This window comes from Mycobacterium sp. (assembly GCF_019243155.1).
In the GTDB taxonomy this organism is placed as follows: domain Bacteria; phylum Actinomycetota; class Actinomycetes; order Mycobacteriales; family Mycobacteriaceae; genus Mycobacterium.
This window is the reverse complement of sequence record NZ_JAFAUS010000258.1, coordinates 1-11,452: the sequence shown is the minus strand read 5'-3', so window position 1 is coordinate 11,452 and position 11,452 is coordinate 1. Positions and strand designations below refer to the sequence as shown.

Annotated in this window: 12 protein-coding genes and 1 pseudogene; 2 read left to right on the top strand and 11 right to left on the bottom strand. The window is 69.7% G+C overall.

The window, feature by feature from the left end; genetic code table 11:
• From JOZ00_RS12720 to JOZ00_RS12700, 5 genes and pseudogenes are all read right to left on the bottom strand, one after another.
• Positions 1 to 143, bottom strand: a pseudogene (locus JOZ00_RS12720) (diaminopimelate epimerase); the annotation flags it as partial.
• A 15-nt stretch (positions 144 to 158) separates the two neighbouring features.
• Positions 159 to 1,073 carry a tRNA (adenosine(37)-N6)-dimethylallyltransferase MiaA gene (gene miaA, locus JOZ00_RS12715; RefSeq protein WP_293344309.1) on the bottom strand — a complete coding sequence of 305 codons (915 nt, stop codon included), beginning with the start codon at positions 1,071 to 1,073 and terminating at the stop codon, positions 159 to 161.
• Positions 1,074 to 1,081: 8 nt separating this feature from the next.
• A complete protein-coding gene (locus JOZ00_RS12710) occupies positions 1,082 to 1,771 on the bottom strand; it encodes a hypothetical protein (RefSeq protein ID WP_293344306.1) in 690 nt (229 codons plus the stop codon).
• A 46-nt stretch (positions 1,772 to 1,817) separates the two neighbouring features.
• Positions 1,818 to 2,792, bottom strand: coding sequence for a DMT family transporter (locus JOZ00_RS12705; protein ID WP_293344305.1), 975 nt, complete (start codon positions 2,790 to 2,792; stop codon positions 1,818 to 1,820).
• Positions 2,793 to 3,004: 212 nt separating this feature from the next.
• Positions 3,005 to 3,937 carry a DMT family transporter gene (locus tag JOZ00_RS12700; protein WP_293344308.1) on the bottom strand — a complete coding sequence of 311 codons (933 nt, stop codon included), beginning with the start codon at positions 3,935 to 3,937 and terminating at the stop codon, positions 3,005 to 3,007.
• Positions 3,938 to 4,215: 278 nt separating this feature from the next.
• Here JOZ00_RS12700 and JOZ00_RS12695 point away from each other — a divergent pair, with 278 nt between their 5' ends.
• Complete coding sequence (locus JOZ00_RS12695) at positions 4,216 to 5,553, top strand: DUF349 domain-containing protein (protein WP_293344304.1); 1,338 nt, start codon at positions 4,216 to 4,218, stop codon at positions 5,551 to 5,553.
• Here the strand turns inward: JOZ00_RS12695 and JOZ00_RS12690 are convergent.
• The 4 genes from JOZ00_RS12690 to recA are packed head-to-tail and all read right to left on the bottom strand — an operon-like array spanning position 5,550 to position 9,238.
• Entirely contained in the window at positions 5,550 to 6,170 is a 621-nt protein-coding gene (locus JOZ00_RS12690) for a hypothetical protein (protein WP_293344303.1), read from the bottom strand. The two genes, JOZ00_RS12695 and JOZ00_RS12690, sit on opposite strands and share 4 nt — an antisense overlap.
• Positions 6,170 to 7,678 carry a tRNA (N6-isopentenyl adenosine(37)-C2)-methylthiotransferase MiaB gene (gene miaB / locus JOZ00_RS12685; RefSeq protein WP_293344307.1) on the bottom strand — a complete coding sequence of 503 codons (1,509 nt, stop codon included), beginning with the start codon at positions 7,676 to 7,678 and terminating at the stop codon, positions 6,170 to 6,172. Before miaB ends, JOZ00_RS12690 begins: the two co-directional genes overlap by 1 nt.
• 35 nt (positions 7,679 to 7,713) lie before the next feature.
• Positions 7,714 to 8,232: a recombination regulator RecX gene (gene recX / locus JOZ00_RS12680; RefSeq protein WP_293344302.1), complete on the bottom strand. Its 519-nt coding sequence runs from the start codon at positions 8,230 to 8,232 to the stop codon at positions 7,714 to 7,716.
• The gene (gene recA, locus JOZ00_RS12675) at positions 8,198 to 9,238 is read right to left on the bottom strand and encodes a recombinase RecA (protein WP_293344301.1); all 1,041 of its coding nucleotides are present in this window, start codon (positions 9,236 to 9,238) and stop codon (positions 8,198 to 8,200) included. The genes recX and recA overlap by 35 nt, the downstream gene beginning before the upstream one ends.
• A gap of 209 nt (positions 9,239 to 9,447) precedes the next feature.
• Between recA and JOZ00_RS12670 the strand changes: the two genes are divergently transcribed.
• Positions 9,448 to 10,119, top strand: a complete 672-nt coding sequence (locus JOZ00_RS12670) for a (2Fe-2S)-binding protein (protein ID WP_293344300.1) — start codon at positions 9,448 to 9,450, stop codon at positions 10,117 to 10,119.
• A 4-nt stretch (positions 10,120 to 10,123) separates the two neighbouring features.
• Here the strand turns inward: JOZ00_RS12670 and JOZ00_RS12665 are convergent, their stop codons facing one another.
• On the bottom strand, positions 10,124 to 10,330 hold the full coding sequence (locus JOZ00_RS12665) for a DUF3046 domain-containing protein (protein ID WP_293344299.1): 207 nt from the start codon (positions 10,328 to 10,330) through the stop codon (positions 10,124 to 10,126).
• A gap of 10 nt (positions 10,331 to 10,340) precedes the next feature.
• A complete protein-coding gene (locus JOZ00_RS12660) occupies positions 10,341 to 11,450 on the bottom strand; it encodes a glycosyltransferase (RefSeq protein ID WP_293344298.1) in 1,110 nt (369 codons plus the stop codon).
• Positions 11,451 to 11,452: the final 2 nt, after the last annotated feature.

The window sequence follows — 11,452 nt, the reverse complement described above, 5'->3', positions numbered from 1 at the left end:
ACCCGCAACACCCCGTCGGCCCCCAGCCCGCGCCGCCGGTCGCACAACGCGGCCACCCGAGCGGCGCCCAGGCTCAGCTCGACCTGCGGGTCGGGCAGCACCACGAAGTCGTTCTCGGTGCCGTGGCCCTTCGAGAAGATCATGGGAAGATCACCTGTTCAGGGTACTTGCCGCCACGCCTGGACGGCCGCGTCGACGAGGCGATCGCCGGAAACGTCCAGCCACCGCACGCGGTGGTCGCGCCGAAACCAGGACCGCTGCCGTCGCACGTAGCGCCGGGTGCCGACGAAGGTCTGTTCGCGCGCGTCGTCGACCGCGTCCGGTCCCCCGCCGGCGTCCAGGGCCGCAAGCACTTGCGCGTAGCCCAGGGCGCGCGCGGCGGTGACCCCTTCGCGCAGGCCGACGTCGCACAGCGCGATCACCTCTTCCACCAGGCCGTTGGCGAACATGGCGTCGGTGCGCCGGGCCAGTCGCTCGTCGAGAACCGTTGTGTCGCAGTCCAACCCGACAATGGCGGTGTTCCACCTCGGGGTTCCGATGTGTGGCGCCGACGCGGCGAACGGCTGGCCGGTCAGCTCGACGACTTCCAGCGCGCGCACCGTGCGCCGGGCGTCGGTGGGCAGGATGGCCGCGGCCGCGGCGGGGTCAAGGCTGGCCAGCTCGGCGTGCAGCCGACTCACCCCGACCTCGGCCAGCCGTTGCTCCCAGCGAGCCCGCACCGCGGGATCGGTGGCGGGAAACGACCAGTCGTCGAGCAACGACTGGATGTAGAGCATGGAGCCGCCCACGATGATCGGCACCACGCCGCGGGCCGTGACCGCCTCGATGTCGGCCGAGGCGGCGCGCTGATAGTTCGCGACGGTCGCGGTAGCGGTGACGTCGAGCACGTCGAGTTGGTGATGCGGGATGCCGCGGCGCTGTTCGACGGGCAGCTTGGCGGTGCCGATGTCCATGCCGCGATAGAGCTGCATCGCGTCCGCGTTGACGATCTCCGCGCCGAGTCGCTCCGCGACGTCGAGGGCGAGTTGCGACTTGCCGGTGCCGGTCGGGCCGATGATCGCCAGCGGGCGCACGGCGACCGTCACGGCTGCCAGGCGCCGGCGAAGTAGCCGACGCCGTAGGGTGCCCCGCGGTACAGCTCCTTGGCCGACCGCGGCGCCGGCGCGGCCAGGCCGGCCAGCACCTGAAAGGCGACCCGCCCCAGGATCTGGTGCGGGAGCCCGGAAAGGGCGGCGACGTCGCCGCTTGCCAGTGCGTCATCCAGGGCCTGTTGTGCGTCGGCGTTGGCCGGGTGGTAGCCGCCGGGGGCGGCCGGCGTCAGGGTGTTCGCGCCGTCGGCCACGACCAGCACGCCGGTCGGTTCGGCGTGCCCATCGATCTCGGCGCGCAGCTGCCGGCCCAGGGTCAGCGCCGTGTCGGCGTCGTGGTCGGCGCGGTACACACGAACCCGCGCGGTGGCATCCGGGGATGCCCGGCCACGCACCCAGCCGGCCAGCAACGCGCACACCGGAAGTTCGGCGGCGGCGACGTCGGTATCTCCCGGCGAGAGCCGAACTCGCACGTCCGCCCCGTAGCCCGCGAAGGTGCCCACGGTCTGCGGACCCAGCACGTCGTCGTTTGGACCGGTCCCGATGGCCACCCAGCGGGCTGGAAGCAGAGCGGCCGCCGCCAGCACCGCCGCGGTCAGGTCGGACACCTCCGCGGCCGCCGCTCCGGCAAGCTCGGGAACGAGCACCGGCGCCGACGGAACGATCGCAATGGCGCTGAGCACGCCACCTAAATTAACGTCTCGGCCGGTGCGGGAGTCCGCGCCCCGATCAATATGCGCGCGACGAACTCCACCGCGCGCCGCCTGCCGCGCCCACGGCCTGCCCGAAAGCGTCGACCTCGTCATCGAGCAGCGGCCTGAACGCCCCGTCGGTTCCGGCCTCGGCGACCATCGTGGCCGCCTCCCCGCGGGCCAGTGCAATTGTCGCGACGATGACCACGGCCACCGCCGTCAGCAGCACGAAGGCCCTGGGTCCGCTGGCGTTCAACGACTCACCGAGCACGAAGACGCCGAGCAGACCGGCCACGACGGGCTTCGCCACGGTCATCGTCGGCATCGAGGCGGTCAGCGCGCCCGCACGGAACGCGGACTGCTGAAAGACCATCCCGGTCAGCGCCAGAAGCAGCCAGGGGATGAACTCCGGCGCACCCAGCACCGCCCCGGCGCCGCCCTCGCTGACCTCGACGATCCCCTTGGTCAGCACCGCGAACAAAGCCAGCGACGATCCCGCCACCACCGCCAGCAGCACGGCCGCGAAGGGCCTGCCGGAGTAGATCCGCGCGGCCAGCACACACGCCACCAGAACGGGGATCACGAACGCGGCCACGACGGCCCACGTCGCGACCGAGGCCCGCTCCTGGCCCGAGGCCGGGTCACCAATGATGATCAGCACGGCCAGGGCGCCGGCGAGTACGAGCGCCCAGATCCACTCGAAGCGCGTCACCGAGCGCTTGGTCAGCCGCGCGTAGATGGGCAGGGCGAACAGCAGCGCCGTCACCTGCAGCGCCGTGACCAACACCACCGATCCCCAAGCGAGGGCCGCGGCCTGCAGGCTGTAGTTGACGATCGCCGCGACGCCGCCCAACCACCACCGGGTGTCCCGCAACGACATGCGGAAAAGCTCCAGGTGGCCGACGTCCTTGTCCGTGATCTCCTGCGCGGAGCGCTGGCGGATCACATCGCCGATCGCGGATGCGAGCGCCGCGCAAAGCGCAATCAACGCTGCAACATCAACTTTCGACATAAGTGACCCCCTCTAGCGTTTGTCCCGACGATCCAGCTTTCCCCGGGCTCTGAACAAATACACGCAAAATTTGCGAACAGTTCAGCTACAAATCGATGACGTTGGTCACTGCGTCGGTCATTCGACCAGGTAGCCCCTTGATTATTAGTTCCGTAAGCTATGTAACAGCTGTGACGCCTTTAAGAGGGCGACAGGAGAACTCGAAACCGCTGCTATGCCTCGCCCGTCGCGCTCGACGGAACCAGCGTCTCCGCATCCTGCGCCGCGCCGTCCGGGCCGTTGCCCTGGTCGTTCATCGAAGCGGCTTCCCCGCGCGCCAGACCGGTGGTGGCCACGACCACCACCACGACCGCGGCCACCAACGCGATCACCTTCGGGCCGTCGGTGTGCAGCGTCTCACCGAGGACGACGACTCCCAGAGACGACGCCACCAGTGGCTCGGCCACCGTCATCGTCGGCAGCGACGCGGTGAGCGCGCTGGCCCGGAACGCCGACTGCTGAAAGATCGTCCCGACCACCGCGACCGACACCCAGCCATAGAGTTCGGGGGCGCGCAGCAGCGCCCCCACTCCGTCGGGCAACACGTCCACGATGGCCTTGGTGAGTACCGCGAACAGCGCCCACGACGACGCCGACACCAACGCCAGCAGCACCGCGCAGACCGGGCCCGACCACAGGCGCGCGCCCAGCACGCACAGCACCATCGCCGGACCGATCACCATGGCGACCACGGCCCAGGCGTGCGGCGACGCCCGCTGGCAGCCGGCGGCCGGCTCGCCGACCTCGACGAAGACCGCCACCGCACCGGCCAGCAACAGCGCCCAGACCCACTCCCAGCGGGTCAAACCCTTGCGGGTCAGCCACGCGTACACGGGCAAAGCGAACAGCAGCGCAGTCACCTGCAATGCCTGCACCAACACGACGGAGCCCAACGCCAGCGCCACGGCCTGCAGCGCGAAACTTCCCACGGCCGCGATTCCGCCCAGCCACCACTTCACATCGCGCAGGGACATTCGCAGCAGCTCGAGGTGGCCGACTTTTTGATCGGTGATCTCCTGTGCCGACTGTTGCCGGATGACGTCGCCGACACCCGACATCAGCGCAGCGACGAGAGCCAGGAGCGCCGCGATGTCTACCTTGGCGATGGTGACCTCCCGTTCGAGAAACCTTGTGCCGTGCCGCAATAGCTCGACGGTACCTGCCCGCATCGGGGCTGCGGGGTTCGCCGCGCGGCGCCTCGCGAGGTCGCCACGACGAAGGTGCAGTGCGCGACACGGCAAGCTGCTTGAATACTGTTAAGCAGCTGTTCGAAACGACCTGGCGGAACTTCGGGGCAGCTGCAGTCGGACGGTGCCGCTACGCGCGGCAGGTGCGCGGGGCACGGACCCGCGTGGAAGGGTTGCGAAAGGGTAGTGACGAGCGCATGACTGACGAGCCCCACAGCAACGAATCAGCTCAACCGGCAGCACGGCCGGGGCCGCGGCCCGGACCACGTCCAGGCCCCCGGCCGGCGGCGCGACCGACCGTCCACCCGGTCGTCGCTCCCCCGCCCAGCAACCCGCACCAGTTCGGGCGGGTGGATGACGACGGCACGGTCTGGCTGATCAGTTCCGCCGGCGAACGCATCGTCGGGTCCTGGCAGGCCGGCGATCGCGAAGCCGCATTCGCCCACTTCGGCCGGCGCTTCGACGACCTGAGCACCGAGGTCACGCTCATGGAGGAGCGGCTCGCGGCCGGGACCGGCGACGCCCGCAAAATCAGAGCCCACGCTTCCGAGCTGGTCGGCACGCTGTCGACGGCGGCCGTCCTCGGTGACATCGACGCCCTCGCGGGCCGGCTGAACAGCCTGGTCGAGCAGGCCGAGGCCACCGTCACCGCGGAACGCTCCCACCGCGAGGAACACCGGGCCGCCCAGACCGCCCGCAAGGAGGCGCTGGCCGCCGAGGCCGAGGATCTTGCCGCCAACTCCACGCAATGGAAGGCCGCCGGCGACCGGTTGCGCACCATCCTCGATGAGTGGAAGACGATCAGCGGCCTGGACCGCAAGGTCGACGACGCGTTGTGGAAGCGCTATTCGGCGGCCCGGGAAAGCTTCAATCGGCGACGCGGATCGCATTTCGCCGAGCTGGACCGCGAGCGCGTGGGGGTCCGCCAGGCGAAGGAAGCGCTCTGCGAGCGCGCCGAGGAATTGTCCGACTCGACGGAGTGGACCACCACCAGCGCGGAGTTCCGCAAGCTGCTCACCGAGTGGAAGGCCGCGGGGCGCGCGGCCAAGGACGTCGACGACGCGTTGTGGCGCCGCTTCAAAGCCGCCCAAGACGTGTTCTTCACGGCGCGCAACGCAGTGACAGCGGAGAAGGACGCGGAGTTCCGGGCCAACGCCAGCGCCAAGGAGGCGCTGCTGGCCGAGGCGGAGAAGCTGGACACCAGCAACCACGACGCGGCCCGGGCGGCGATGCGCTCGATCGCCGACAAGTGGGACGCGATAGGCAAGGTGCCTCGCGAGCGCTCCGCCGAGCTGGAACGGCGGTTGCGGGCGGTCGAAAAGAAGGTGCGCGACGCCGGCGACGCCGGATGGGCGGACCCGCAGGCGCAGGCGCGGGCCGAGCAATTCCGCACGCGAGCCGAGCAGTACGAGCAGCAGGCGCAGAAGGCGGCGGCGGCGGGGCGGACCAAGGAAGCCGAAGAGGCCAAGGCAAACGCCGAGCAGTGGCGCCAGTGGGCGGAAGCAGCCGCTCAGGCGCTCACCCGCAGAAACTAACGGCCCTCTTCGGGGTCCGCCGGAGGCGGGCTCTCCAGGTTGTCCGGCTCGGTCGGGGTGTTCAGGCTGTCCAGCAGCGTCTTCGACTGCTGCTCTCCCGCAACTCGGCGCCGCTGCTGCTCGGCGGCGAGCTGCACGATGGTGCGCGACCACACGATGCGGGCCCATTGATACGTCAACACGATGACCGTGATCCAAGCCGCGATCAGTCCCACACCGGGACCGGGATGGCCGACGGCCACGGTCTGCCGCGACCAGATGGCCAGCAGCCCGGCCGCGTCGGCGATCGCCGAACCGGCCAACGCGACCCAGGCCAGCGCCCACCGTCGCGTCAACAGCGCCAGCATCGAGAATCCGACACCGAAGACCAGTGCCAGCCAGGCGAACACCCGCGACGGCAGCGCCACCGCGGCGGCGCCCGCGCCGTGGCTGCTGAACAGCACATCCCAACCTCGCACGTGGCCGGTGTGCGGCAGGATGAACGAGGCGAGCAGCAAGAACACCAGGATCGAGACCACGAAAGCCCGTGGGCCGGGGTCGATTCCGCGTGCCACTCGTCGTTCCGCGGCTTCGATCTCGGTGCGCAGGGCGTCGATGTCGGTGTGCTCTTCCTTCATCAACGGCCACATCCAAGGGGTTCGGCCGGCGCCGTAGGCGGTCCGACGGTCGGCAGGCCGAGGCCGATGCCGCGCGGGCGTTGTCCGGCCGAGTGCGCGTCGCCTGCCCGCGTGCGGCGGTGGCTCAGCACACCCCCGTCGGCGACGAGGTGATGCGGTGCGGCCTGGGTGATCGCAGTCGTGACGACGTCGCCGGGCCGCACCTGATCGGTCGCGGCGAAGTGCACCAGCCGACCGTCGCGCGCGCGTCCCGTCATCCGCGCGGTGCGGGTGTCCTTGCGTCCCTCGCCCGCGGCGACCAGCAATTCGACGGTCTGCCCGATCAGCGCCCGGTTGCCGTCCAGCGAGATCTCCTCTTGCACCTCGAGCAATCGCATATAGCGTTCCTGCACAACGGCTTTCGGCAGCTGGCCGTCGAGTTCAGCTGCGGGTGTGCCGGGCCGCTTGGAGTACTGGAACGTGAACGCGGCGGCGAACCGCGCCTGTCGCACCACGTCCAGCGTCGCCGCGAAGTCCTCTTCGGTCTCACCGGGAAACCCGACGATCAGGTCGGTGGTGATGGCCGCATGCGGCATCGCCGCCCGGACCCGGTCGATGATGCCCAGGTAGCGCTCGGCGCGGTAGGAGCGCCGCATCGCCCGCAGCATCCGGTCGGACCCCGACTGCAGCGGCATGTGCAGCGCGGGGCAGACATTCGGTGTCTGCGCCATGGCCTCGATGACGTCGTCGGTGAATTCGGCCGGGTGCGGGGAGGTGAAGCGGACTCGTTCCAGCCCGTCGATCAGTCCGCATTCGCGCAGCAGTTTGGCGAACGCGCCACGATCACGCGGCTGCGCGGGGTCGGCGAAGGAGACCCCGTAGGCGTTGACGTTCTGGCCCAGCAGCGTCACCTCGAGGACGCCGTCGTCGACCAGCGACCGCACCTCGGCCAGGATGTCGGCGGGATTGCGGTCGACCTCCTTGCCGCGCAACGACGGAACGATGCAGAAGGTGCAGCTGTTGTTGCATCCGACCGAGATGGAAACCCAAGCGGCATAAGCTGATTCGCGTGCGCTGGGCAGCGACGACGGAAATTCCTGCAGCGCCTCGACGATCTCCACCTGCGCGACTTTGTTGTGCCTGGCCCGCTCGAGCAGCGTGGGCAGCGATCCGATGTTGTGCGTGCCGAAGACGACGTCGACCCACGGCGCCTTGCTCAGCAGCGCGTCCCGGTCCTTCTGGGCCAGGCATCCCCCGACCGCGATCTGGAAGTCGGGGTTGTCGCGTTTGCGCGGAGCCAGGTGGCTGATGTTGCCGTACAGCTTGTTGTCGGCGTTTTCGCGCACCGCGCAGGTGTTGAACACCACTACGTCGGCGTCGGCGCCGTCGGGCGCCCGCTGATAGCCGGCCGCTTCCAGCAGGCCCGCCAACCGCTCCGAGTCATGCACGTTCATCTGGCAGCCGTAGGTGCGGACTTGATAGGTGCGCGCAGACACCGCCGCCGAAGCCGCGGCGCCCTGGGCCACCATCGAAGTCACGGGGCCATGGTACGTGGCGGATGCGGCTAGACCCGCCGTCGCTCCCGCTCGGCGGCCAGCTCCGCGAAGACGACCTCGCATGCCAGGTTCTGGCTGTATCCCCTGCGCGCCAGCATCCCCACCAGCCTGCGAGTCACTCGCGCCTCGTCGTTCAGCGTCTCCCGGCGCAGCTTGGCCCGCACCAGTTCTTCGGCCCGGTCTCGCTCGGCGCCGGCGTCGATTCCGGCCAGCGCCGTGGTGATCACGTCGTTGTCGACACCCTTGGTGTGCAGCTCGGCGGCTAAGGCGCGCCTGCTCTTTCCCGCTCGGGTGTGCCGGGACTGCACCCACTGTTCGGCGAAGTCGGCGTCGTCGACCAGGCCGACGGCAGTCAGGCGATCGAGAACGCAAGCGCTGACGTCTTCGGGGTAGCCGCGTTTGGCCAGCTGCCCGTGCAACTCGGCCCGGGTGCGCGACCTCGCGGTAAGCAGGCGCAGGCACAGCGCCCGCGCCTGCTCTTCGCGGGACGGCTCAGAAATCGACGGGGGTGGGCAGGACGTCATCATCGGTCACGACCGCACCAATGCCGAGCTTTTCCTTGATCTTCTTCTCGATCTCGTTGGCTATGTCGCCGTTCTCCATCAGGAAGGTGCGGACATTCTCCTTGCCCTGGCCGAGCTGCTCGCCCTCGTAGGTGAACCAGGATCCGGACTTGCGGATGAAGCCCTGATCCACACCCATGTCGATCAGCGAGCCTTCCCGGCTGATGCCCCTGCCGTAGAGGATGTCGAACTCGGCCTGCTTGAAGGGCGGCGACACCTTGTTCTTCACGACCTTGACCCGGGTCCGGTTGCCGACCGCGTTGGTGCCGTCCTTGAGCGTCTCGATTCGGCGCACGTCCATGCGCACCGACGCGTAGAACTTCAAAGCCTTTCCACCCGTGGTGGTTTCCGGGCTGCCGAACATCACCCCGATCTTTTCGCGGAGCTGGTTGATGAAGATCGCCGTGGTTCCCGAATTGTTCAGCGCGCCGGTCATTTTCCGCAGCGCCTGGCTCATCAGCCGGGCCTGCAGCCCGACGTGGCTGTCCCCCATCTCACCCTCGAGCTCCGCGCGTGGCACCAGTGCGGCCACCGAGTCGATGACGAGGATGTCCAGCGCACCGGAGCGGATCAGCATGTCGGCGATCTCCAAGGCCTGCTCACCGGTGTCCGGCTGGCTGACCAGCAGGGAATCGGTGTCGACGCCGAGCTTTTTGGCGTAATCCGGGTCCAGCGCGTGCTCGGCGTCGATGAACGCCGCGACGCCGCCCGCGGCCTGCGCGTTGGCCACCGCGTGCAGCGCGACGGTGGTCTTACCGGAGGATTCGGGACCGTAGATCTCCACGACCCGCCCGCGCGGCAGGCCGCCGATACCCAGGGCCACGTCCAGTGCGATGGATCCGGTGGGAATGACCGAGATCGGCTGGCGGATCTCGTCGCCGAGACGCATCACCGAGCCTTTGCCGTAACTCTTCTCGATCTGGGCCATCGCCAGCTCGAGGGCCTTCTCACGATCGGGGGCTTGCGCCATGATGCCTCTCCTATGGTCGGTGTGTTCTTCTGACCGGTATCGGTCGGTTGGCCGAGACACTAGAGACGGCCACCGACAAGTCCTCATCTCCGAACGCCCCCCACCGTAGCCGAACACCTGTTCGATTCAAGGGAGACACGCCGGGCGTGTGGCAACATCGGCTACCGAATGGGCGCCGACGGGCCGCACAAAGCCCCGGGGAGGCATGCGTGGACATCTCCGGCGAGCTGGCCGAAATATCCTCCTACAACGGGTTTTTCGCGCTATCCGTGGGCGGTGACGCCGCCGGGTGGCATCCGGTCGGGCAGTCCTATGCGAACGGCTGCGCCGACCTGATCGAGGCCACCGTCCGGAATTACCGTTCGACGGACCTGCGGGTCGGCGCCTCGCTGGTGCATCTCGGCCACGCCACCCGGCTGTGGTCCCCCGTGCTCGCCTGCGCGCTGGCCCACGGCGTCGTCCCACACCTGCAAGACCTGCAACGCGCCGACGACGGGGCGCAACTGCGGTTGCCCGAACCCGTCGGAGAGGCCGTCACTGCGCCCTCGGCCGACGTGCTGTACCGCGTCGTCGTGAGGGACCACATGCAACCGCTCGCCGCCGGCCTGCGCGTCAAGCTGGCGCCGGCCCTGCTGGCGGGCAACGTGGCATCCGCACTCGTCGGAGCTTCCCGCGCGTTTCTCGCGGCGCGGCCCGACCTGCGTCACCGGATCGTCGAGATGACCCACGAACTACTGCACACCGGCATGATGGCCGGCTCCGGCGTCATCACCCGAACTCCCCTGGGCTTCCGGCGTCGCAGCTGCTGCCTCTTCTACCGCCTGCCCGCGCAATCGCTGTGCGGCGACTGCGTATTCGACCGGGTACCGCCGCACGAATAACCGGTCACCATTGCTCACGGGGCACGTCGAAGTCGACACACAACGCCCGCCACACGTCGCGGGGCTCGGCGCCCGCCTCGATCGCCTGGGCTGCGGTACGGCCGTCAAAGCCGGTCAGCACGTGGTCCACCAGCACCGATGAGCCGTATGTGGAGCCGAATCGCAGGACAACCCGCTCGTGGAATTCCGTCAGCCGCACGTCAGCCAACATACCCAGCGCGCTATCCGGCTAAAGCAAGCGCTTCGCGGCACACGCGCACCGGATCGGCGACGTCGGCGGCGCCGGCCGCCGCCGTTCGCGCTGCCCGCCGGTGTTCGGGCGACGACAGCACCTCATTCACCGCGGCCACCAACGCACCGGGGGTCAACGGCCGAATCAGCCGCCCGCTCCCCTGCCGGACCACCCGGTTGGCGATCTCCCACTGATCCCCGCCGCCGGGCACCGCCACCAGCGGCACCCCGGCCAGCAGTGTCTTGGCGACCATTCCGTGGCCGCCGCCGCAGATCACCACGTCGGCGCGCGTCAGCAACTCGGCCTGGCTGCCCAGCCCGACGACCGCCCACGGCGGCACCGCCAGCTCGGCCCCGCCCAGCCGCGAGACCACCAGCCGCGACCCGGCCGGCAGCGTGTCCCCCGGCTTCAGCTGCGCCAGCGCGATTTCCGCCAACCCCTGGGTCCCGGTGGCCGCCGTCGACGGCGCCACCACCACCACCGGGCCGGAGCCCGCGGGGATTTCCAGCACGTGGTCGGTCGGCTCGAAGTGCAGCGGGCCCACCATCACGGCCTCGGCCGGCCAGTCCGGCCGCGGAACCTCGAGGGCGGGCAGGGTCGCGATCAGCCGTCGCAGCGGTCCGGGGTCGCGGGCGGGTAGCCCGATCTCGGTCCGCACCGCGGCGCGCTGCCGCAAACCCGCCCGCCAGGACCGCGCGGTGAGTGCGCGCATCGTGGTGTCCCGCAGCCGACCTCGGACACCTGTGCCCGGTGCCAGCCCGCTTCCTATCGGCGGCAGTCCCTTCGACGGCAGGTACAGCGGGTGCGGGTTGAGCTCGATCCACGGGATTCCCAGCAGCTCGGCGGCCATGCCGCCGCCCGCGGTGATGACGTCGGACACCACCAGGTCGGGCGCCAGGTCGCGCAGCGCGGGCACGTTGAGTTGCGCCATCCGCGCCGCCCGGCGGTGGATTCTGGCGCCCGCGTCGACGTCTTCGTCGGTGGCCACCAGCCCGTCCAGCGGTGCGGCGTCGACGCCCGCTGCGCCGGCGGTGTCGAGCCACTCCTCGCCGGTGAAAAGTGTGGCCTCATCGCCCGCTTCGCCGAAGCGTTGGCACAGCG

Coding starts and splice junctions, on each gene's coding strand:
- JOZ00_RS12705 (WP_293344305.1), bottom strand. CDS start 2,792: ATGTCGAAAGTTGATGTTGCAGCGTTGATTGCGCTTTGCGCGGCGCTC.
- JOZ00_RS12695 (WP_293344304.1), top strand. CDS start 4,216: ATGACTGACGAGCCCCACAGCAACGAATCAGCTCAACCGGCAGCACGG.
- JOZ00_RS12690 (WP_293344303.1), bottom strand. CDS start 6,170: ATGAAGGAAGAGCACACCGACATCGACGCCCTGCGCACCGAGATCGAA.
- miaB (WP_293344307.1), bottom strand. CDS start 7,678: ATGGTGGCCCAGGGCGCCGCGGCTTCGGCGGCGGTGTCTGCGCGCACC.
- recX (WP_293344302.1), bottom strand. CDS start 8,232: ATGATGACGTCCTGCCCACCCCCGTCGATTTCTGAGCCGTCCCGCGAA.
- recA (WP_293344301.1), bottom strand. CDS start 9,238: ATGGCGCAAGCCCCCGATCGTGAGAAGGCCCTCGAGCTGGCGATGGCC.
- JOZ00_RS12665 (WP_293344299.1), bottom strand. CDS start 10,330: ATGTTGGCTGACGTGCGGCTGACGGAATTCCACGAGCGGGTTGTCCTG.